A 20448-nucleotide genomic window follows, 5' to 3' on the forward strand; every position below is an offset into this window, starting at 1 on the left:
TAGATCATGGGTTTGTCCATTCACACTAATTTCGCCTCTCTGACCACCCAGAACCAGCTGAATTCCACCAACAAGATGCTGGGCACCGCCATGCAGCGCCTGGGTACCGGTCTGCGCATCAACTCCGCCGCCGATGACGCCGCCGGCCTGCAGATGGCCACCCGTCTGCAAGCCCAGTCCAACGGTCAGAAGGTCGGCATGCGCAACGCCCAGGATGCCGTCTCCATGATGCAGACCGCCGAAGGCGCCATGGACGAGATGACCAATATCGTCCAGCGCATGAAGGATCTGGCCACCCAGGGCGCCAACGGTACCGCTAGCGCGGAAGACCGTCTGGCCATGGGTACCGAGATGAAGGAGCTGACCGCCGAGCTGAAGAACATCAGCGACAACACCAAGTTTGGTGGCGAGACGCTGATCAGCGATGCTGGCAAGTTCGGTGCCGGAACCGTGACCTTCCAGATCGGTGGCACCGCCGCCGAGAAGCTGGACGTGAAGGCCGACACCAACGTCCAGGCCGTGAATGCCGCCATCACCACTGCGACCACGGATCTGGCCACCGCCGATGTGGCTGCGACTGCCCTGGCGTCCACTGACTTCAATGCGCAGATCACCAAGATGGAAGATGCCCTGGATCTGATCGGTACCGCCCGCTCCCAGTTCGGTGCCAACATCAACCGTCTGGAGCACACCGTCAACAACCTCTCCAACATGAAAGAGAACACCGACATGGCGAACGGCCGCATCATGGATGCCGACTTCGCCCAGGAGAGCACCAACATGACCAAGAACCAGATGCTGATGCAGGCTGGCATGTCCGTGCTGTCCAACTCCAACCAGATGACCGGCATGGTAACTTCCCTGCTGCGTTGATGGGTTGCATGGCCGCTCCGAAAGGGGCGGCCCTTGTCTGACAATCGCTTGTCGGTTGGAAAGGACCGAGCCGGTGTTTTCCAACAGGCATGCCACTGAATAAGGGGATAAAGATGCAAATAGATCCGGCCAGCACGGCGATGCAACTGGTAGCCATCGAGCGCCAGAACATGGACAAGCTGCTGAAGAAGCAGCTGGACAGCGTCAAGGGACAGCAGAGCGCCATCAGCAGCCTCACCACCAAGCTGTCGAGCTTCCAGACCCTGCTCAAGGACTTGAACAAGGCGACCAGCTTGCAGGCGCAGAAGGCCACCATGTCCCAGGAGGGGATCATGACGGTGACGAGCAATGGCAAAGCCAGCTCGGGCCAGTACAACTTCTTCGTGGAGCAGCTTGCCCAGTCCCATCAGGTCGGCCTGCAGCTCGATAGCGACACTGCGCCGCTGCCCGCCGACGGCGTCTTCTCCCTGACCGTCAAGGGCAAGACCATGAACATCGATCTGGCGACCCTGCCGGCCGGTGCCACCGCCAAGGATCTGGTCTCCCAGATCAACAACGCCAAGGACAACCCGGGTGTGAAGGCGACCCTGGTGCGCACCGACGGCAAGGTCAGCATGGTGCTGACCAGCAAGGATAGCGGGGTGGAGAACGCCATCACCCTGGGCTACAGCGGCGATGCCGCCAATGCCCTCGGCACGGCCGTCACCGGCAAGACGGACATCACCCAGGCGCAGGACGCCAAGTTGCGGATGGGGGGCGACAACCCCCTCACCATCACCTCCGCCAGCAACAAGATAGAGAACGTGGTGGACGGCCTGACCTTCCAGCTGACCAAGGCGCAGAAGGTCGATGATGCGCCGCTGCTGGTGACGGTGGATCAGGACAAGGAGGCGGTCACCGGTTCCCTCAAGAAATTCGTCGACAGCTACAACGAGCTGGTGGATGAGCTGGCCAAGATGACCTCCAGCGATCCCAAGGCGCCGGGGGCACTCTCCTCCGACAGCGGGGTGCGCAGTCTCAAGAGCATGCTGGCCCGCAGCGTGCGGGATCTGCCCGGTGATCTGACCCTGGGCAGCCTGGGGATCAAGACCGACAAGGCTGGCAAGCTCTCCTTCAGCGAGACCGACTTCAACAAGGCGCTGGAGAAGGATCCCGAGCTGCTCGGCAAGGCCTTGATGGGGGATGACGGCCTGCTCAAGCGGATGAGCAACGCACTCGATCCCTACACCAAGCGGGACGGTGCGCTCAAGGGGCGCAAGACAGGTCTGGAGGCGAACGAGAAGCGGGTCAACGAGCGCATGGAGGCACTGGATCGTCGTATGGATTCCGCGTATAAGCGCTACCTCAATCAGTTCACCACCATGAACCAGATGCTGCAAACCATGGGCGCGTTGTGAGTCGGTGATCCCGTATTTCCTGAATAAGTGAGTCTTTCATGTTTGAACCCCAAGAAGGCTACGACGCCTATCAGTTCGCCGCCACCCAGGCCAAGGCGGCGAGCGCCGACCCGCACCAGCTGGTGCTGATGCTGATGGATGGGCTGCTCGACGAGATAGCCAGGGCCGAGGGCCACATCCTGGCCAGGCAGTATGAGCGCAAGGGGCAGTCCATCAACAAGTGTCTGCAGATCCTGGGAGGGCTCGACAGTGCCCTCGACATGGACAAAGGGGGTGAGTTGGCCGCCAACCTGCACCGCCTGTACGACTATTGCGGGCAGCGGTTGTTCGAGATCAGCGTGGGCAACGACGTCGCAGGTTTTGCCGAGGTGCGTCGCATCCTGCAGGAGCTGAAAGAGGGTTGGGAAGCCATGGCCCGCCATCCTCGCTGATGCGGAAGCCCCCCTTCCTCATCCGCCAGATGCCGCGGCTAACGCATTGAAATACCACAACTACATATCTGGCCTGCTCCTTGCTTACTGGCAAGGTCGTCTTATTTTGGGGCCATCATCATGTCCATGACCGGGGCCGTGCCGCCCAGCACGGAACGCGAGACTCGCCAGCGCCAGCTCTTGGGGCTGGGACGTCTGATATTACAGCAGGCCCGTGCCGGGCAGTGGGATGCGGTGCGTCTGGCGGATCATCGCCTGGCCCAGCTCATCGACCATCTGCGCCAGCAACCGGCATTGTGGCAATCCCTGGTACCGGCCCGGGATCAGGTGCGTCACTGGCATCAGGAAGCCTTCGCGCTTTGCCAGCAGGAGACCGCCCAGCGCAAGCAGGAGTGGGACGCCCTCTCCCTCAAGCGGGAAGGGCTGCAAGCCTATGATGAGGCGCAAGCATGGGCATGATCCCCTTCGTCGGCTCAGACCCGGCCCCCAATCTCGATACCACAGGCTTCACGCGCCTCGCTCGTCAACCCGAGGGGCAGGGAGGGCAGTATCAGCCTCTGGAGTTCCAGCAGGAAGCCCCTGTCATCTTGCCGCTCGATGAAGCTCCTTCCCAGGAATCCGAGGTCGAGGAGGCGGACTTGTCCGAGCAGGATGCGACTGAGCAACTGCACGCCTTTACCCATATGCAGCCTGTGTTTGTCCGCCCTGACGAGGGGGGCCGTCTGCCGCCACTGCGTCAGAACCCGGAGATGTCTGCCTCCTCGGCGCAGGATGCCGGAGGCGTTCAGGATGACGCCCCCGCCGTCTCGCCCGCCTTGCGTGCCCTGGTGCGCCACGAGCGGCTGGAAACGGATCGAAGCCTGCCGATGGATCTGGTGTCGGGACGCCGGGAGATGAGCGCCTCGCTCACCGGGGAGTTTGCCCGTCAGCTGATGCAACCGGCCGCTCAGGTCGACTCGTCACTGCTGCACGGCAAATCGATGGCGGGCTTGCCCCCCCTCCCTGGTGCGGATGGCTCGTCAGAGCGGGAGTCCCTTGTCTCGGATCTCAGAGGCATGTCGGCTCTGGCGCCCTCGCCACTGACCAGGACGGCCGACTATCAGTGGGCCCCGGCCCGTCTGAGCGACAACCAGACCCAATGGGGGCAGCAACTGGTGGACGTCTTGAAGGACAAGCTCGAGCTGCAGGTGAATCAGGGCATCAAGCAGGCGCACATTCGCCTCGATCCCCCTGAGCTGGGGCGCCTCGAATTGACGGTCAGGGTCGAGGGGGATCGGCTCAGCGTGCAACTCAACGTGACCAACCCTGCGGTGCGTGAGGCCATGATCCAGTCGATGGAGCGGCTGCGGATGAGCCTGGCCCCTCACCATGCTGGCGGCGTCGAAGTGAACGTCGGCCAGGGGGGTGAGCAGGAGCGGGGCGATCGCTGGCAGCAGGAGAAGATCCTGGCGGGCCGAAGACAGTGGCAGGAAGAACAGGAGACATCGGGCGGTGCTGGCCAGGATTGGCTCAATACCCTGGTGTGACATTTTTACAATCTGGCAATAGCGAGAGTGATTTCAAATTATGCGGCGTGTCATGAAGTGGATGATGTTGATGGTGATGGCACTGTGCCTGCTGGCGGCGCTGGCCTATGGCGCCTATCTCAAGCGAGACACGGTTGCCGTCTGGCTGGGTCTGGCGGAGGCTAAGCCCGAGCTGAGCAAGACGCCGCTGTTCAAGCCGATGGAGCGCTTCGTCATCAGCCTGGAGGGGGACTCTGAGCCTCACTATCTGGTGCTGGAGCTGGCGCTGGTGACCCACAATCCCCAGCAGCTGGAGACGCTCAACGAGCTGACCCCCCTGATCCGCAATGCCATGGTGCAATATTTCAGCCATCGCTCCCACGATGCGGTGAAGCTGGAGCTGCAAAACATCTCCGCCCTGCAGACCTCTCTGCTCGGCAAGCTGGTAGCGACACTGCAAGGGTATGGCTACAAGCCCTATCTGGATGAAGTGCTGGTCACCAAGGTATTGGTGCAGTAGCGGACATGATGGACGCTGGCTGGGACACTCCCTGCGACCTGACCCCCTCGCCCCCCCGTACCGGCGAGCAGGCGATCCTGACCCGCTATCTGCCGCTGGTGAAGCGGGCGGCCACTCACCTGCGCAGCCAGGTCAGCGCCTGTTTCGATCAGGAGGACATGGAGCAGGTGGGCATGATGGGCTTGCTGGAGGCCTGGCGCCGTTATGGCAGCGAGCCGGATGCCCAGTTCGAGAGTTATGCATTCAAGCGGGTCCGTGGCGCCATGCTGGACGAGCTGCGCCGGCTGGACTGGCGTCCCCGTCAGCTGCGCCAGCAGGTACACGGACACAACCAGGTGCAGCGGGAGCTGTTCAACCGGCTGGGTCGCAATCCGACCGAGCAGGAGATGGCGCAGGCGCTGGGCTGCTCAGTGGAAGAGGTGCGCCAACTGGCCTATGCCGGCCAGGCGGAAGCCTTGCAGAGTCTGGAAGAGTGGCTGGAGAACGGCGGCAGGGCACCGGCCTCGGAGTCCGACGATGTGGACCTGGCCATGACCCTCAGCAAGGTGCTCGGCTCCCTGGACAAGCGGGAGCAGCTGCTGCTCTCCCTCTATTACCAGCAGGAGCTGAACATGAAGGAGATAGCGCTGGTACTCGGCCTGACCGAATCGCGGGTGTGCCAGTTGCACAAGCAGTGCGTCCTTCAGCTCAAGCAGCGTTTGGTCGACTCCATATATTAATGCCTCTCCCTGTGGGGGAGTCTTCTTGAATTCTGCGGGAGCATCCATGCAAAAACAGATCGGTCTTGGTGTCATTTTCATTTGTGTGCTTGGCGGCTTCATGATGGCCGGAGGACGGCCCATCGCCCTGTGGCAGCCCGCCGAGCTCATCATCATCATAGGTGCCGCCGCCGGCTCCATGTTCCTTGGCAACTCCAAGGAGGTGATGCATGAGATGTGGCGTCAGGTGAAGCAGTGCTTCAAGTCCAACAAGGATGAGAAAGAGATCTACCGCGAGCTGCTGACCCTGATGCACCAACTGCTGGAAGAGACCCGCAACAAGGGGATGAAAGCGCTGGACGAGCACATCGAGAACCCGCAGCAGAGCTCCGTCTTCCTCATGTATCCCCAGGTGTCGGAAGATCCGCAACTGCTCGGCTTCATCATCGACAACCTGCGCCTGCTGGGCATGGGCAAGATTACCCCCCATGAGCTCGACACCATACTGGAGCAGGAGATCATGGCCATCGAAGAGGACATGCTCAAGCCGTCCCACGCCCTGCACAAGACGGGGGAGGCCTGCCCCGGTTTCGGGATCCTCGCGGCCGTGATGGGGATCATCATCACCATGCAGCAGCTCGACGGCCCCCTCAGCAACATCGGGGTGCATGTGGCAGCTGCCCTGGTGGGCACCTTCATCGGCATCTTCCTCTGCTACTGCCTGCTGGAGCCCATCAGCAATGCCATGGAGGAGATGGTCAAGCGCCGCATCGGCATGCTGATGTGCATCAAGTCGATCCTGATCGCCCAGCTGCGGGGCAAGACGCCGCTGCTCTCGGTCGATTCTGGCCGCAAGATGCTGGAGCCCGATGTGAAACCCAGCTTCCTTGAACTGGAAGACTGGGTGACCAACAGGGCCATGTAATGCGCAATCACGAGCAGATCATCATCAAGCGCCAGCAGCGGCGCAGCAGTGGCCCAAAGGGTGGCGGGGCATGGAAGGTCGCCTTTGCCGATTTCACCTTGGCGATGATGGCTTTCTTCATGGTGCTCTGGATCCTGGCCGTCTCCAGCCAGGAGGAGCGCGAGGCGGTGGCCAGCCGTCTGCGTGACTACAGCATCATGGACAGCGAGGCAAACCCCTTCGATATCCGCAACAGCCCCTATCCGGTGGATCTCGGCGGCAATCCTTCGGTCCTTGAAGAGTTGAGCCCGCAATTTGTGGAAGAGGGGCAGCTGATGCCCAAGCATATGGACCGTAATCAGAGCATTTTTTCTGACGGCTCGGGCGGTGGCTATGAAAAGCTGTTGATAGGCAAACTTGAGGGGGAGATGCCCAGATGAAGCAGCTGGCCAGCTTTATCGACCATCTGGCGGAGCAGATGCAGGCGAAGAATAACCTGGAGCTGCAACTGGTGCCCCAGGGACTTCGCATCCTGATCCGTGATGATGACGAACGCGAGATGTACAGCCGCGGCAGCGCCCGCATCAGCCCCTACTTCCGCCATCTGCTGATGGCGCTTGCCCCTATATTCCAGCGCGTGGAGAACCGGGTCATGATCTCCGGTCACACCGACAGCACGCCCTTTGCCGGTGACAACTACAGCAACTGGGAGCTCTCCTCCGATCGCGCCATGATGGCGAGACGGGTCCTGCTCGCCGGCGGCATGCCCCCCGAGCGGGTGGGGCAGGTGGTCGCCATGTCGGACACCATGCTGGACAACACAGCCGACCCCAGAGGCAGCCAGAACCGTCGCATCGAACTGCTGGTGATGACGACTCAGGCGGAGAAGAGCCTGGAGCAGCTGTTCAGTGCTCAAACCCAAGCAGCCACCCAGCAAGCCAAGGATGCCATTGCCCATGGGAACCCCTGATCTCGAGTTTCCGGAAGTGACCCCGTTCAACGATCCCAGGCGCAAGGTACCCCGCTGGTATCTGCACGATGGTACCACGCCGCTGGAGTCCCAGAGCTGCGGCATCGCGGCCCGGCTCATGGTGTCTGGCCTGCTGTTTGACAAGCGCATAGGTCGAGCGGTGATCAAGGACATAGGGCCGGGTGGCGTCGGCTTCCTGGCCCCGGCCCGCTTCGTGCTGCCCGACACTGTCAGCCTGTCATTGTCACCGCGAATTACGCTGGATTGCAACATCACTCATCGTCGCGTGATTGGCCAGTACCTGCAGTTTCTACGGTGCGCGCTGGGCCATATCCGGAAGAGGTTGATTTGGCTCCGGTACTCAGCCACTGGCGCCACTGCTTCATGGCGCCGCAATCAGGGCGCGTCTGCTGAATCCCAGAGGATCAGGCAACCGCTCAAGACTGATCTCGCCTCGACTCATATCAAGCCCCCTGGCAGCTTTCAGCAACAGGGGATCATGCAGACTGTCCAGTGAGACCGCTTTGACAATGGCGGTCGCCCCTTTCTTCCGGTTGGCGGTGGGGGCTTTGCCCTTGCTATAGACGATAGGGCAATGGGTTATCCCTTGCGCGACAGGGAGTTGCCAGGCCGGATTCCAGCGGCTGGCTTCATTCATTGATACGCCTTTTGCCTGAGCCCACGCGGGCAGCAGCAGCCGTTCGGATGACGGAATATTTGCAAGTCATTGCCGCTGTGCCATGGCGGAAGTTGAAACTGATAGCTGTCAGCCATATCAAGCAGTCTTGCCAGCGCAACAAAGCGCGCGACATAAAAGCGTGTTTCAGTCGGAAGCTCCAGTTCCCATATATTACGTGTCCCCGCTTTTAAAACCGCATTGAGTACCCGCCCTTCTCCTGCGTTGTAGGCGGCCAAAGCCAAGCAGCCAGTCATTGCCAAAGAAGCGATACAGCCATGCCAGATAGGAAAGGGCAGCCTCTGTCGCCAATGGCAGTGAATAGCGCCCATCAAATTCGCTGGTGATGGGAACGGCAAATCGGGTGGCGGTATCTGGCATCAGCTGCCAAGGGCCTGCGGCGCCGGCAGAGGAGACCACATCCAATCGGTAACTGCTTTCCAGTAAAGGAACAAAGGCAAGCAAGGGCGGCAGTTTGCGTGCGCTGACCTGTTCCGCGACCCAGCGAATAACGGGCTGTGACCGCAAGACGTTGTTGGAGATAAGGGCGCTGCTTCAGCAGGAATTGTTGCTGCTGGCTGACCAAGTCTGACCCCCGCGCCCCGATCGGGATTGGGAAACCAGCTTGCCAGTGATAATTGTGATAAGCATGGCAAGATGTTGATATCATTAACATCCCGCTCATTAGCAAAAAAACGAGCCGGGTCATGGGGCAATTGTTGAGCAAGGATCGCGCAATAATAAAAACATGATATATCTCAACAGTTTTTTGAATTTAAGGTCGTCTGATCATGTGTAATCCAGGACGTAGCAAGCATGATAACACGAGTAAAAAAGAGCCCAAATTCGGGTAAAGCGATTCAGAAGTTTTTGCTGTATCTGATACTCGCCAATTTCATTCTGATGGGCTTGTACATTGGTTACGCTCAAGAGTTGACATTTGCCACCAATATTCTGCTGACATCTCTGCTGATTATTTACAATCTGTTGCTTTGTCAGCTGGTGTCTCTGCGTGCTCGCCGTTCGAAAGATGGTTACATCATCTATCCAGTGATATGTGTCAGTATTTTGCTCTGTGCAGTGGTATTGTTCCGTTTCATCATATCGCCCAGATAGTGACCGCTCACCGACTTGCTGCTTATTAATCACTTTCTGTTTTTTCAGCAATAACTCTTGGAAAATCAACTCATTTAATCCTTAGTATCCCCGCGCTGCGTCAATATGTTCCCCATGCCCGAGATCCTTGCTTGAAAAGCCCCCTGCTCGTCCTTAAACTTCATGGTGGAGAAAAGTGGATCAAAGTGGTTTTATTGGGCAATTTGCCTCCATAACTCACCTTCGGGGACTGCAATTTGTTGCGTGGCGCTCACGCCATCAGCCTGGACAGCAAAGGGCGACTGGCGATTCCGACCAAATATCGAGATTGGCTGCGCTCCGAGCGCGACGGCCAGCTGGTCTGCACCATCGACATAGCCCATCCCTGTCTGCTGCTTTACCCCCTGAGTGAATGGGAAGAGATAGAGCGCAAGCTCAAGACCCTTTCCAGTACCAATCCGGCGGAACGCCGCCTGCAGCGCATGCTGCTCGGACATGCAACCGAGTGCGAACTGGACGGCAATGGCCGTCTGCTGCTGAGCCAGCCACTGCGTAGCCACGCCGGGCTGGACAAGAAGATCATGCTGGTGGGCCAGCTCAACAAGTTTGAGTTGTGGGATGAAGCCCGCTGGCAACAACAGATCAATGACGACATCCTGGGCCTGCCCGAGGACGACTGGGCAAGTTCACCACGACTACAGGATTTTTCTTTATAAATGACCCAAGCCGCTGAACACATCACAGTGCTGTTGCACGAAGCCGTCGAAGGGCTGGCCATCAAGCCGGACGGTATCTACGTCGACGGTACCTTTGGCCGGGGTGGTCACTCTCGTCTCATTCTCCAGCAGCTCGGTCCGCAGGGTCGACTGATCGCCATAGACCGGGATCCCCAGGCCATTGCCGAGGCGGCCAAGATCCAGGATCCCCGCTTCGAGATAGTGCACGGTCCCTTCTCAGGCATCACAACTTACCTGAGCGATCGCGGTCTGCTCGGCAAAGTCGACGGCTTCCTGCTGGATCTGGGGGTCTCTTCTCCCCAGCTCGACGACGCCGAGCGCGGTTTCAGTTTCATGAAAGACGGCCCTCTCGACATGCGGATGGACCCGACCACGGGCCAGAGCGCTGCGCAATGGCTGGCCAAGGCCGATGTGGATGACATCGCCTGGGTGCTGAAAACCTTCGGCGAAGAGCGCTTTGCCAAGAAGATTGCCCGTGCCATCGTCCATGACCGCGTCACCGAACCCTATGTGCGCACCCGCCAGTTGGCGGAGATGATTGCCCGGGTCAACCCGAGCAAGGAGAAGGGCAAGCATGCGGCAACCCGCAGCTTCCAGGCCATCCGCATCTATATCAACAGCGAGCTGGACGAGATCGAAACCGCGCTGAACGGTGCCCTGCAGGCGCTGGCGCCCGAGGGTCGCCTCTCCGTCATCAGCTTCCACTCCCTGGAAGACCGTCTGGTCAAGCACTTCATCCGCAAGCACGAGAAGGGGCCGGAAGTGCCCCATGGCATCCCGTTGACCGAGGCGCAACTGGCCGGTGGCCGCAAGTTGAAGTCGGTCGGCAAGGCGCTCAAACCTTCCGAACATGAAGTCACCGAAAACACCCGATCCCGCAGCTCTGTGCTGCGAGTCGCCCAGCGTCTGGCGGATTGAGTCATGAGCGAGGTACGCATTCATCTGTCCAGGGAGATCATCGGTGATCTCTGGCGCCACAAGTTGCAGGTCTTGCTGACCCTGGCCGTGCTGATCACCGCCTTTGCGGTGATCCTGGTGACCAACATGACCCGGGGGCTGACGGCCAAGCAGAATGACCTGATGGCGGAAGAGGACAGGCTCAACATCGAGTGGCGGCACCTGCTGCTGGAGCAGGGCACCCTGGCCGAACACTCCCGTGTCGCGAGTCTGGCCATGGATAAATTGCAGATGGCTCGCCCGCTGGTGACCACCGAGAAGGTAATTACACAACCATGACACGCAAGGCCGTCACCAAGGCTCCGGCAAAGGACAAAGCCAAGGCTAAAGCTCCGTCACTCTACCCGTGGCGCTTTCGCACCCTGGTGTTTTTCATCGGGATTGCGTTTGCCGGCCTGATCCTGCGGCTGGCCTGGATCCAGGTGATAGATCCGGACAGGCTGCGCCAGGAGGGGGACATGCGCTCCCTGCGTACCACCTCCACCCAGGCGGTGCGCGGCATGATCACCGATCGCAACGGCGAGCAGCTGGCAGTGTCCGTGCCGGTCGAGGCGGTCTGGGCCGATCCCAAGACGGTGCACGAGTCCGGCGCTATCCACAACGAGCGCGCCTGGCTGGCGCTCTCCGCCGTGCTCAAGCTCGACATCAACACCCTCAAGCACCGCATCTCCAACCCCAGCAAGCGCTTTGTCTATCTGCAGCGTCAGGTAACGCCTGCCGTGGCGGAATACATCAAGGGCTTGAAGCTGGGGGGCATCTACCTGCGCCCCGAGGCGCGCCGTTTCTACCCGACTGGCGAGATCAGCGCCCACCTGGTGGGGGTGACCAACATAGACGGTAGCGGCATCGAGGGGATAGAGCGCAGCTACAACGAATGGCTGACCGCGACCCCGGGCGAGATGCGGGTGCGCAAGGACAGGCAGGGCAGGGTCATCGAGCGGCTCGGACTGGTCAAGGAGGGCAAGCACGCCAACGATCTGCAACTGAGCATCGATCAGCGGGTGCAGGCGCTGGCCTATCGCGCCCTCAAGCGCGCCACCGACGAGAACAAGGCCACCTCCGGCTCCATGGTGATGCTGGATGTGAAGACCGGCGAAGTGCTCGCCATGGTCAATACCCCCTCCTACAACCCGAACAACCGGGGCCAGTACCAGAGCTTCCGGGTGCGCAACCGGGTGGTGACGGACACCTACGAGCCGGGTTCTACCGTCAAGCCTTTGATTCTGTTGAGCGCCCTGCAGGCAGGCGTCACCAGCTGGAAGGACACCATACCCGGTGGTCCCCTGTTCATCGGGGCCAAGCAGATCCGCGACGTGAGCATTCACAAGGCGACCAACCTGTACGACATACTGCGCTACTCCTCCAACATCGGCATGTCGCGCATCGCGCTGCGGATGCCGGCCCAGGAGATGATCAACACCCTCAGCATGGTCGGCTTCGGCATGGATACCGGCAGTGGCCTGATGGGGGAGAGCGGCGGCATGCTGCCCCAGCGCCGCCGCTGGTCCGACATCGAGCGGGCGACCCTGTCGTTCGGCTATGGCCTGCGGGTCACCCCGCTGCAGCTGGCTTCCGCCTACGCGACCCTGGCCAACAAGGGCAAGCGGGTGCCGCTCTCCATCATCAAGGTGACCACGCCGCCCAAGGGTGAGCAGGTCATCGATCACAACAACGCCACCGCCATGCTGCAGGCGCTGGAGTACGTGGTGAGCAATGCGATTCCCAAGGCGCAGATCCCGGGTTATCGGGTCGGCGGCAAGAGTGGGACCGCCAAGGTCGCCGTCGCCGGTGGCTACGGCAAGGATTACATGGCCTGGTTTGCCGGTTTCGCCCCGGCCAGCAACCCCCGCTTCGTCATGGTGGTGGTGATCAACGAGCCCAAGGGCGATGCCTATTACGGCGGTGCCGTGGCGACCCCGCCCTTCGCCGAGGCCATGGGGGGCGTGCTGCAGCTCTTCAACATTCGTCCCGACGCCATCCCCCCCGAGGTGCCGGCGAAGCTTGCCCGTACGGAGGCCGCCCATGGCGCACCTCGTACCTGATTGGCATCCGTTTCTCTCTGTCGACCCCGCGACTGTCGGGGTGTTTTCCATGGCGCCCTGTCACCTGATCGCCTGCATTCCTGCCCATTCGGAGGCTTCCCATGTTGCCGCCCCGCGCACTTGATCAACTCATGAGCCATTTTGGCATCCATGCTCCGGCGCTCGCGCTCACCGACATCCAGCTCGACAGCCGGCGAGTCGGGCCCGGTTCTCTCTTCGTGGCAATCCGGGGCCACCAGATGGATGGCAGGCGTTTCATCGAACAGGCGGTGGCTCAGGGAGCGACCGCCGTCCTGTTTGAGGAGGATGGGGAATTCGTGGCCCCCGTCACCTCGATCCCCTGTTTCGGGATCAAGGATCTGCCCGCTCGCCTCTCCGAACTGGCCGGCCATTTCTATGACTATCCGGCGCAGAAGCTGCAACTGGTGGGCATCACCGGCACCAACGGCAAGAGCACCACTGCCCTGCTGGTCGCCAACTGGCGCACCCTGCTGGGAGGCAAGGCGGGGGTGATGGGCACCATAGGCAACGGCCTGTTCGGTGAACTGGTGGAAGCGGAAAACACCACAGGCAGCGCCGTCCAGGTGCAGGCCAATCTTGCCGCCCTGCAACAGCAGGGGGCCGATCTGGTGGCGATGGAGGTTTCCAGCCACGGCCTGGTGCAGCACAGGGTGGCGGCCCTGCCGTTTTCTGCGGCCGTGTTCACCAACCTGAGCCGGGATCACCTCGACTATCACGGCACCATGGAGGCCTATGGCGCCGCCAAGGAAGAGTTGCTGAAACTGGTGGACGAGCCCTGCGCCGTCATCAATGCCGACGACCGTCTGGGGCGCCAGTGGCTGGCAGCCTACCCCGGCGCGGTGGCCTTCGGCGTGCATGGCCCGATTGAAAACCATGCCGGGCGACAGTTGACGGCGCAGGATCCCCATTTCCACCAACAAGGATTTGACACGCGCATTAACTCCAGCTGGGGGAATGGTGTATTATCCGCCCCCTTGCTCGGCCGCTTCAACGTCAGCAATGTGCTGGCCGCCATGGGCGCCATGCTGGTACTGGGTTATGACTTCGATGCACTGCTGGCCAGCGCCCCGAAACTGCAACCCGTGACCGGTCGCATGGAGTGCTTCGGCGGTGGCAAGGCGCCGCTGGCGGTGGTCGACTATGCCCATACCCCGGATGCGCTGGAGAAGGCATTGCAGGCCCTGCGGGTGCACTGCGAAGGTCGGCTCTGGTGCCTGGTGGGCTGTGGTGGCGACCGGGATCGCGGCAAGCGGCCCATGATGGCCGCCATGGCGGAGCAACATGCGGATCGCGTGATCCTGACCGACGACAATCCCCGTACCGAGGCGCCGGAACAGATCATGGCGGACATGGTGGCGGGCCTTCGCGATCCTGCTGCCGTGCAGATCGAACACGACAGGGTCAAGGCGATCCGGCTGGCCCTCAGTCAGGCGAGCAAGCAGGACATCATTCTGGTGGCCGGTAAGGGCCACGAGGATTATCAGATCATTGGAACCGACAAGCGGCACTACAGCGACCGGGAAACCGTCGCGGCCGCCTTGCACACATTAATGGAGTCATTCAGATGATGACCCTCAGGCTTGCCGACCTGGCGCAGGTGCTCGATGCCCGTCTGATCGGCGGCGATCACGAGATCACGGCAGTCAGTACCGACACCCGCACCCTGGGCAAGGGGGCGCTGTTCGTCGCCCTGCGTGGCGAGCGTTTCGACGCCCACGATTTCTGCGACCAGGCCCTGGCCGCCGGGGCCTCTGCCCTGCTGGTGGAGCGCGAGCTGCCGCTCGCCATACCGCAACTGGTGGTGGCCGATACCCTCAAGGGACTGGGTCGCCTCGGCAAGCTGGTGCGCGAGCGCATCAACCCGAAAGTGCTGGCCATCACCGGCAGCTGTGGCAAGACCACGGTGAAGGAGATGGCGACCGCCATCCTGCGCGGTGAGGGAGAGGTGCTGGCCACCGCCGGCAACTTCAACAATGAAGTGGGGGTGCCGCTCACCCTGCTGCGCCTCGAGGCGCAGCACCAGTTTGCGGTGATGGAGCTGGGTGCCAACCACCCGGGGGAGATCGCCTGGACCACCTCCCTGGCCCGGCCTGATGCCGCCATCATCAACAACGTGGCCGCCGCCCATCTGGAAGGCTTCGGCTCCCTGGAAGGGGTCTTCCACGCCAAGAGCGAGATTTTCCAGGGCCTGGGCGAGGGTGGCACCGCCATCGTCAATGCCGACAACGAGTTCTGGCCCAAGTGGCAGGCGAAGGGCATTCGGTGCGCCTTCTCCCTCGAAGATCAGAGTCAACCCTTCCATGCCCGCGACATAGCGCTCAACGGGCAGGGCTGCGCCGAATTCGTGATGGTGACCCCGCAGGGAGAGTTGACCCTGACCCTGGCCATTCCGGGCCGCCACAACGTGGCCAATGCCCTGGCTGCCGCCGCCGGCTGTCTGGCGCTGGGCGCCTCCCTCGCTTCCGTCAAGGCGGGGCTGGAGCAGATGGCACCGGTCAAGGGCCGCTTCTGCGTGCAACGCTGGGGTGGCCTCACCCTGGTGGATGACACCTACAACGCCAGCGTGGAGTCCGTGCTGGCGGGCATCGATGCCCTGACCGCCATGGGCGGCTACAAGGTGCTGGTGTTCGGTGACATGAAGGAGTTGGGGGAGGAGTCCGCGGCCCAGCACGCCCGGGTCGGACACCACGCCCGCGAGCAGGGCCTCGACGCCGTGCTGACGGTAGGGGAACAGAGTCGTCACACCGCAGATGCCGCGGCGGGTCGACATTTCGATAACAAGGCGTCGTTGTTTGAAGTGCTTGCGCAAATGATAAATACACATCAAGAAATCTCGATCCTGGTCAAGGGTGCCCGCGGTTCCCGCATGGAAGATATCGTCAAGATGGTCGTTGACCGTCAGGAGTCAGCCACATGCTAGTCTGGCTGGCGGAACTGCTCACCCCGCACTTCACCTTCTTCAACGTCTTCTCCTACCTGACGTTCCGCGCCATCCTGTCGATCATCACTGGTCTGGTGGTGGCGCTCTGGATGGGGCCGCGCCTCATCCGCCGCCTGCAGATCCTGAAATTCGGTCAGGTGATCCGCAACGACGGCCCAGAGTCACACCTCAGCAAGAAGGGCACCCCGACCATGGGGGGCCTGATGATCATTGCGGCCATCTTCATCTCTGTGCTGCTCTGGAGCCGCCTCGACAACCCCTATGTCTGGCTGGTGCTGTTCGTGCTCGGTGCCTACGGCGCCATCGGCTTTGCCGACGACTACCTCAAGGTGGTGCGCAAGAACACCGACGGCCTGATCGCCCGCTGGAAGTACTTCTGGCAGTCGGCAGTCGCCCTGGCCGTGGCGGTATTCCTCTATGCCACCGCGACCCATGACGGCCAGACCCAGCTGGTGGTGCCCTTCCTCAAGGATGTGATGCCGCAGCTCGGTCTGATGTTCATAGTGCTGACCTACTTCGTCATCGTCGGTACCTCCAACGCGGTCAACCTGACCGACGGTCTGGATGGCCTTGCCATCATGCCGACCGTGATGGTGGCGGGGGGCTTCGCCTTTGTCGCCTGGGCCACCGGCAACGTGAACTTCGCCAACTACCTGCACATTCCCTACGTGCCCTACACCTCCGAGCTGGTGATCGTCTGTACCGCCATCGTCGGGGCGGGTCTGGGCTTCCTCTGGTTCAACACCTATCCGGCCCAGGTCTTCATGGGAGACGTCGGTTCCCTGGCCCTCGGCGGGGCACTCGGCACCATAGCCGTGCTGGTGCGCCAGGAGTTCCTGCTGGTGATCATGGGGGGCGTCTTCGTGATGGAGACGGTCTCGGTGATCCTGCAGGTCGGGTCCTACAAGCTGCGCGGCGTGCGCATCTTCCGCATGGCGCCCATCCATCACCACTATGAGAAGAAGGGCTGGCCGGAGCCGCGCGTCATTGTGCGCTTCTGGATCATCACCCTCATGCTGGTGCTGCTCGGCCTCGCCACTCTGAAGGTGAGGTAAGCCATGGTCATCATCATCGGACTCGGTAAAACCGGACTCTCCTGCGTCGACTACTTCCTCGGTCGTGGTGTCACCCCCCTGGTGATGGATACCCGCGCCAATCCTCCGGGCAAGGAGCAACTCCCCCCCGAGGTGGAGCTGATCCACGGGCTGGACGGCGATCTGCTCAAGCAGGCGCACATGATAGTGGCGAGCCCGGGTATCGCCCTGGCAACGCCCGAGCTGCAGGCCGCGGCCGAGTTCGGGGTGCGCATCGTCGGCGACATAGAGCTGTTCGTGCGCGAGACCCAGACCCCAGTCATTGCCATCACAGGCTCCAACGGCAAGAGCACAGTCACCACCCTGGTCGGTGAGATGATCGCCGAGGCGGGCCTCAAGGTGGGGGTGGGTGGCAACATCGGCACCCCGGCGCTGGAGCTGCTCAAGCAGCCCATGGATCTCTGCGTGCTGGAGCTATCCAGCTTCCAGCTGGAGACCACTTACAGCCTGCGTGCCGCTGCGTCCGTGGTGCTAAACCTCAGTGAAGATCATATGGATCGCTATCAGGGCATGGCGGATTACCGCGCCGCCAAGCAGGAGATCCATCAGCACTCCCAGCACATCCTGGTCAACCGGGACGATCCCCAGACCCTGCCCGACGTGGGTCAGGTGTGGCAGAGCTTCGGGCTGGATTGCAACGGCTACGGCCGCTGCGAGCTGGCGGGTCGCCACTGGCTGACCCTGCACGGGGAGCCGCTGCTGGCGGTGGACGAGATGAAGATAGTCGGCGCCCACAATCAGGCCAACGCCCTGGCGGCCATGGCCCTGTGCGATGCGGTCGGCATTCCCCGCGAGCCGCAACTCGCCGTGCTGCGCCGCTTCGAAGGCCTGCCCCACCGTGCCCGCTTCGTGCGGGAGGTAAACGGGGTGCGCTGGATCAACGACTCCAAGGCCACCAACGTGGGGGCCACTCTGGCCGCCGTGGCCGGGGTGCGTGAATCGGTCAGGGGGCGCCTGCTGCTGCTGGCCGGTGGTCAGGGCAAGGGGCAGGATTTCGGCCCTGTGCAGGCGCTGCTCGGCAACCAGATCGATCACATGTACTGCTTCGGTCAGGACGCGGACATACTGCTCGCCCTGGGTGAGCAGACCGAGAAGGTCGCCTCCCTCGACGACGCCGTCGCCAAGGCAGCCGCCGATGCCAGGCCCGGTGACTGGGTGCTGCTGGCACCGGCCTGCGCCAGCCTGGATCAGTTCAAGTCCTTTGAAGCGCGCGGTGATCGTTTCACCGAGCTGGTACAAAAGTTATGAACGCCCTTCGCGCCGTCGCAGGCTTCTTGCAGCGCTGGTTGTTGCCGGCGCGTCCCGCCGGTCTCTACGACAGGCAACTGGTGGTGCTGGCGCTGGCGCTGATGTCGGTGGGTCTGGTGATAGTGGCCTCTGCCTCCATTCCCGAAGGGATTGCCCTGGGCGATGACCCCTTCATGTTCGTGAAGCGGCACGGTCTCTTCCTGGTGATGGCGCTCGGCATCTCCTGGTTCGTGCTGCAGGTGCCCATGGCGCGCTGGCAGCAGTACAACGGCCCCATGCTGCTGCTCGCCATAGTGATGCTGGTGCTGGTGCTGCTGGTGGGGCGCAGCGTCAACGGCTCGGTGCGCTGGTTGCCGCTCGGCCCCTTCAACCTGCAGCCGGCGGAATTCGGCAAGCTGGCGCTGTTCGTCTATCTGGCGGGCTACCTGGTACGCCGCCAGAGCGAGGTGCGCGAGCGCTTCATCGGCTTCATGAAACCCATGGCGGTGCTGTTCGTGGTGGCCACCTTGCTGCTGGCCCAGCCCGACCTGGGATCCGTGGTGGTGATGTTCGTCACCTCCCTCGGGATGCTGTTCCTGGCGGGGGCTCGCATGGTGCAGTTCATCGGTCTCATCCTGGTGGGGGTGAGCGCCGTGGTGACCCTGATCATCGCAGAACCCTACCGGATGCGGCGGGTCACCTCCTTCCTGGATCCCTGGGCCGATCCCTTCGGCAGCGGCTATCAGCTGACCCAGTCCCTGATGGCGTTCGGCCGTGGCAGCTGGTTTGGCGAGGGGCTGGGCAACTCCATCCAGAAGATGGAGTACCTGCCGGAGGCCCACACCGACTTCGTGTTCGCCATCCTGGGCGAGGAGCTGGGTTACGTGGGGGTGCTGGGTGCGCTCTTCCTCATCTTTGCGCTGGCGGTGAAGGCGCTCAAGCTCGGTCATCAGGCGCTGGTGTCCGAACGGCTCTATGAAGGCTATCTGGCCATCGGCATCGGCATCTGGTTCAGTTTCCAGACCTTCGTCAACGTCGGCGCCGCCAGCGGCATGATGCCGACCAAGGGCCTGACCCTGCCGCTGGTCAGCTACGGCGGCTCCAGTCTCATCATCATGATGGTGGCGGTGAGCATGTTGATTCGTATCGATTTCGAGTTGCGCCAGGCCAGTGCCCAGGCGCGTGTGCGGGAGGTTTCGTGAGCAAGACGTTACTGGTGATGGCGGGTGGTACCGGGGGCCATGTGTTCCCCGGGCTGGCCGTGGCCGATCGCCTCAAGGCCCAGGGCTGGACCATTCACTGGCTCGGTACCGCCGACCGGATGGAGGCCGAGCTGGTGCCCGCCCACGGTTACCCCATCTCCTTCATCGACATCCAGGGGGTGCGTGGCAACGGCATCAAGCGGCTGCTGGTCGCCCCCTATCGCATCGTCAAATCCGTGTTGCAGGCGCGTCGCGTGCTGAAAAGCATTCGCCCTGATGTGGTGCTCGGCATGGGGGGCTTCGCCTCAGGCCCGGGCGGCGTGGCGGCCTGGCTCTCCGGTATTCCCTTGCTGCTGCACGAGCAGAACGCGGCGGCCGGCCTCACCAACAAGCTGTTGGCCCGCCTCGCCAAGCGAGTGTTGATGGCCTTCCCCGGCGCCTTTGCGCCGAGTGCCCGCACCGCAGTGGTCGGCAATCCGGTGCGCCCCGAAGTGGTGGCCCTGCCGGATCCCCAGCTGCGCAGCAGCAGCGAGCCGCTGCGCCTGCTGATCGTCGGCGGCAGCCTGGGTGCTCGGGTGCTCAACGAGCAGGTGCCGCCAGCGGTGGCCGCCGCTGGGGTGCCGATTGAAGTGCGTCATCAGTGTGGCAAGGGCAACCGGGAGACTGTCGCCCAGGCCTATGCCGAGCTGGGCGTCGAGGCCGAGGTGAGTGAATTTATCAAGGACATGGCCGACGCCTATGCCTGGGCCGATCTGGTGGTGTGCCGAGCCGGGGCCCTGACGGTCTCCGAGGTGGCTGCCGCCGGTGTGGCCGCCATCTTCGTGCCACTGCCCCATGCGGTGGATGATCACCAGACCCGCAACGCCCTGACCCTGGTCGACGGCGGGGCGGCCGAGTTCCTGCCCCAGTCCGAGCTGACCCCGGCCTCATTGGCCGCGCGTCTCTCCTGGCTCGCCGGGCGCAGGGAGACACTGTTGAACATGGCCCAGGCCGCCCGTCGCGTGGCCATCATAGATGCCGCCGAGCGGGTTGCCGATGAGTGCAAGCGGCTCGCCAGCGGGCGGAGCGAGAAAGCATGTTGAGCAAGATTGCACAGGCCAGGCCGTGCAGTCTTGTCCCTGTATTTATTGATGCCGCCGAGCGCAAACCGCTGAACGG

Annotated in this window: 21 protein-coding genes and 1 pseudogene; 20 read left to right on the top strand and 2 right to left on the bottom strand. The window is 62.2% G+C overall.

Annotated elements, in window-relative coordinates:
• Positions 1-6: 6 nt before the first annotated feature.
• From lafA to ACF2JD_RS13200, 10 genes and pseudogenes are all read left to right on the top strand, one after another.
• Positions 7-873 carry a lateral flagellin LafA gene (lafA, locus tag ACF2JD_RS13155; protein ID WP_025328476.1) on the top strand — a complete coding sequence of 289 codons (867 nt, stop codon included), beginning with the start codon at positions 7-9 and terminating at the stop codon, positions 871-873.
• 113 nt (positions 874-986) lie between these two features.
• Positions 987-2270 carry a lateral flagellar capping protein LafB gene (gene lafB, locus ACF2JD_RS13160; protein WP_440987582.1) on the top strand — a complete coding sequence of 428 codons (1284 nt, stop codon included), beginning with the start codon at positions 987-989 and terminating at the stop codon, positions 2268-2270.
• Between the two features lie 38 nt (positions 2271-2308).
• A complete protein-coding gene (lafC, locus tag ACF2JD_RS13165) occupies positions 2309-2701 on the top strand; it encodes a lateral flagellar export chaperone LafC (protein WP_163155614.1) in 393 nt (130 codons plus the stop codon).
• 120 nt (positions 2702-2821) lie between these two features.
• On the top strand, positions 2822-3160 hold the full coding sequence (locus ACF2JD_RS13170) for a LafX (RefSeq protein ID WP_392414857.1): 339 nt from the start codon (positions 2822-2824) through the stop codon (positions 3158-3160).
• Positions 3151-4227 carry a flagellar hook-length control protein FliK gene (locus tag ACF2JD_RS13175; protein ID WP_440987583.1) on the top strand — a complete coding sequence of 359 codons (1077 nt, stop codon included), beginning with the start codon at positions 3151-3153 and terminating at the stop codon, positions 4225-4227. The genes ACF2JD_RS13170 and ACF2JD_RS13175 overlap by 10 nt, the downstream gene beginning before the upstream one ends.
• A 40-nt stretch (positions 4228-4267) precedes the next feature.
• Positions 4268-4726, top strand: coding sequence for a lateral flagellar basal body-associated protein LafF (gene lafF, locus ACF2JD_RS13180; RefSeq protein WP_139745595.1), 459 nt, complete (start codon positions 4268-4270; stop codon positions 4724-4726).
• Positions 4727-4731: 5 nt separating this feature from the next.
• Complete coding sequence (lafS, locus tag ACF2JD_RS13185; protein WP_025328470.1) at positions 4732-5445, top strand: lateral flagellar system RNA polymerase sigma factor LafS; 714 nt, start codon at positions 4732-4734, stop codon at positions 5443-5445.
• A 46-nt stretch (positions 5446-5491) separates the two neighbouring features.
• Complete coding sequence (gene lafT, locus ACF2JD_RS13190) at positions 5492-6349, top strand: lateral flagellar motor stator protein LafT (RefSeq protein WP_139745597.1); 858 nt, start codon at positions 5492-5494, stop codon at positions 6347-6349.
• Positions 6349-7298: pseudogene (gene lafU, locus ACF2JD_RS13195) on the top strand (lateral flagellar motor protein LafU). The gene lafT and the pseudogene lafU overlap by 1 nt, the downstream one beginning before the upstream one ends.
• Positions 7285-7815 (top strand): hypothetical protein, encoded by a 531-nt coding sequence (locus tag ACF2JD_RS13200; RefSeq protein WP_440987584.1) that lies wholly within the window; start codon positions 7285-7287, stop codon positions 7813-7815. Before lafU ends, ACF2JD_RS13200 begins: the two are co-directional and overlap by 14 nt.
• A gap of 137 nt (positions 7816-7952) precedes the next feature.
• Here ACF2JD_RS13200 and ACF2JD_RS13205 read toward each other — a convergent pair whose 3' ends face one another.
• Both ACF2JD_RS13205 and ACF2JD_RS13210 read right to left on the bottom strand, forming a co-directional pair.
• Positions 7953-8219, bottom strand: coding sequence for a hypothetical protein (locus ACF2JD_RS13205; protein ID WP_440987706.1), 267 nt, complete (start codon positions 8217-8219; stop codon positions 7953-7955).
• Positions 8149-8394 (bottom strand): transglycosylase SLT domain-containing protein, encoded by a 246-nt coding sequence (locus tag ACF2JD_RS13210; RefSeq protein ID WP_440987696.1) that lies wholly within the window; start codon positions 8392-8394, stop codon positions 8149-8151. The genes ACF2JD_RS13205 and ACF2JD_RS13210 overlap by 71 nt, the downstream gene beginning before the upstream one ends.
• 932 nt (positions 8395-9326) lie before the next feature.
• Between ACF2JD_RS13210 and mraZ the strand changes: the two genes are divergently transcribed.
• The 10 genes from mraZ (at position 9327) to murG (ending at position 20372) form a co-directional block, all read left to right on the top strand.
• A complete protein-coding gene (mraZ, locus tag ACF2JD_RS13215; protein WP_005332092.1) occupies positions 9327-9785 on the top strand; it encodes a division/cell wall cluster transcriptional repressor MraZ in 459 nt (152 codons plus the stop codon).
• On the top strand, positions 9786-10724 hold the full coding sequence (gene rsmH / locus ACF2JD_RS13220; RefSeq protein WP_171276954.1) for a 16S rRNA (cytosine(1402)-N(4))-methyltransferase RsmH: 939 nt from the start codon (positions 9786-9788) through the stop codon (positions 10722-10724).
• A gap of 3 nt (positions 10725-10727) precedes the next feature.
• Positions 10728-11042 carry a cell division protein FtsL gene (ftsL, locus tag ACF2JD_RS13225; protein ID WP_440987585.1) on the top strand — a complete coding sequence of 105 codons (315 nt, stop codon included), beginning with the start codon at positions 10728-10730 and terminating at the stop codon, positions 11040-11042.
• Positions 11039-12805, top strand: a complete 1767-nt coding sequence (locus ACF2JD_RS13230) for a penicillin-binding transpeptidase domain-containing protein (RefSeq protein WP_427253690.1) — start codon at positions 11039-11041, stop codon at positions 12803-12805. Before ftsL ends, ACF2JD_RS13230 begins: the two co-directional genes overlap by 4 nt.
• Positions 12806-12906: 101 nt before the next feature.
• Positions 12907-14394 carry a UDP-N-acetylmuramoyl-L-alanyl-D-glutamate--2,6-diaminopimelate ligase gene (gene murE, locus ACF2JD_RS13235; protein WP_440987586.1) on the top strand — a complete coding sequence of 496 codons (1488 nt, stop codon included), beginning with the start codon at positions 12907-12909 and terminating at the stop codon, positions 14392-14394.
• A complete protein-coding gene (murF, locus tag ACF2JD_RS13240; protein ID WP_440987587.1) occupies positions 14391-15746 on the top strand; it encodes a UDP-N-acetylmuramoyl-tripeptide--D-alanyl-D-alanine ligase in 1356 nt (451 codons plus the stop codon). The genes murE and murF overlap by 4 nt, the downstream gene beginning before the upstream one ends.
• A complete protein-coding gene (gene mraY / locus ACF2JD_RS13245) occupies positions 15740-16822 on the top strand; it encodes a phospho-N-acetylmuramoyl-pentapeptide-transferase (protein ID WP_005332102.1) in 1083 nt (360 codons plus the stop codon). Before murF ends, mraY begins: the two co-directional genes overlap by 7 nt.
• A gap of 3 nt (positions 16823-16825) precedes the next feature.
• Positions 16826-18109, top strand: coding sequence for a UDP-N-acetylmuramoyl-L-alanine--D-glutamate ligase (gene murD / locus ACF2JD_RS13250; protein ID WP_440987588.1), 1284 nt, complete (start codon positions 16826-16828; stop codon positions 18107-18109).
• Positions 18106-19290 carry a cell division protein FtsW gene (gene ftsW / locus ACF2JD_RS13255; protein WP_162627267.1) on the top strand — a complete coding sequence of 395 codons (1185 nt, stop codon included), beginning with the start codon at positions 18106-18108 and terminating at the stop codon, positions 19288-19290. Before murD ends, ftsW begins: the two co-directional genes overlap by 4 nt.
• Positions 19287-20372 (top strand): undecaprenyldiphospho-muramoylpentapeptide beta-N-acetylglucosaminyltransferase, encoded by a 1086-nt coding sequence (gene murG / locus ACF2JD_RS13260; RefSeq protein ID WP_440987589.1) that lies wholly within the window; start codon positions 19287-19289, stop codon positions 20370-20372. Before ftsW ends, murG begins: the two co-directional genes overlap by 4 nt.
• Positions 20373-20448 lie beyond the last annotated feature (76 nt).

It is taken from the genome of Aeromonas ichthyocola (genome assembly GCF_046087985.1).
In the GTDB taxonomy this organism is placed as follows: domain Bacteria; phylum Pseudomonadota; class Gammaproteobacteria; order Enterobacterales; family Aeromonadaceae; genus Aeromonas; species Aeromonas rivipollensis.

Excerpts from the sequence above, each read along its gene's own strand:
- ACF2JD_RS13170 (WP_392414857.1), top strand. The coding sequence starts at position 2,822 with ATGTCCATGACCGGGGCCGTGCCGCCCAGCACGGAACGCGAGACTCGC.
- ACF2JD_RS13175 (WP_440987583.1), top strand. The coding sequence starts at position 3,151 with ATGGGCATGATCCCCTTCGTCGGCTCAGACCCGGCCCCCAATCTCGAT.
- lafT (WP_139745597.1), top strand. The coding sequence starts at position 5,492 with ATGCAAAAACAGATCGGTCTTGGTGTCATTTTCATTTGTGTGCTTGGC.
- murE (WP_440987586.1), top strand. The coding sequence starts at position 12,907 with ATGTTGCCGCCCCGCGCACTTGATCAACTCATGAGCCATTTTGGCATC.
- ftsW (WP_162627267.1), top strand. The coding sequence starts at position 18,106 with ATGAACGCCCTTCGCGCCGTCGCAGGCTTCTTGCAGCGCTGGTTGTTG.
- lafC (WP_163155614.1), top strand. The coding sequence starts at position 2,309 with ATGTTTGAACCCCAAGAAGGCTACGACGCCTATCAGTTCGCCGCCACC.
- lafB (WP_440987582.1), top strand. The coding sequence starts at position 987 with ATGCAAATAGATCCGGCCAGCACGGCGATGCAACTGGTAGCCATCGAG.
- lafA (WP_025328476.1), top strand. The coding sequence starts at position 7 with ATGGGTTTGTCCATTCACACTAATTTCGCCTCTCTGACCACCCAGAAC.
- ACF2JD_RS13230 (WP_427253690.1), top strand. The coding sequence starts at position 11,039 with ATGACACGCAAGGCCGTCACCAAGGCTCCGGCAAAGGACAAAGCCAAG.
- murD (WP_440987588.1), top strand. The coding sequence starts at position 16,826 with ATGGTCATCATCATCGGACTCGGTAAAACCGGACTCTCCTGCGTCGAC.
- lafF (WP_139745595.1), top strand. The coding sequence starts at position 4,268 with ATGCGGCGTGTCATGAAGTGGATGATGTTGATGGTGATGGCACTGTGC.
- ftsL (WP_440987585.1), top strand. The coding sequence starts at position 10,728 with ATGAGCGAGGTACGCATTCATCTGTCCAGGGAGATCATCGGTGATCTC.
- ACF2JD_RS13200 (WP_440987584.1), top strand. The coding sequence starts at position 7,285 with ATGGGAACCCCTGATCTCGAGTTTCCGGAAGTGACCCCGTTCAACGAT.
- murF (WP_440987587.1), top strand. The coding sequence starts at position 14,391 with ATGATGACCCTCAGGCTTGCCGACCTGGCGCAGGTGCTCGATGCCCGT.
- mraY (WP_005332102.1), top strand. The coding sequence starts at position 15,740 with ATGCTAGTCTGGCTGGCGGAACTGCTCACCCCGCACTTCACCTTCTTC.
- rsmH (WP_171276954.1), top strand. The coding sequence starts at position 9,786 with ATGACCCAAGCCGCTGAACACATCACAGTGCTGTTGCACGAAGCCGTC.
- lafS (WP_025328470.1), top strand. The coding sequence starts at position 4,732 with ATGATGGACGCTGGCTGGGACACTCCCTGCGACCTGACCCCCTCGCCC.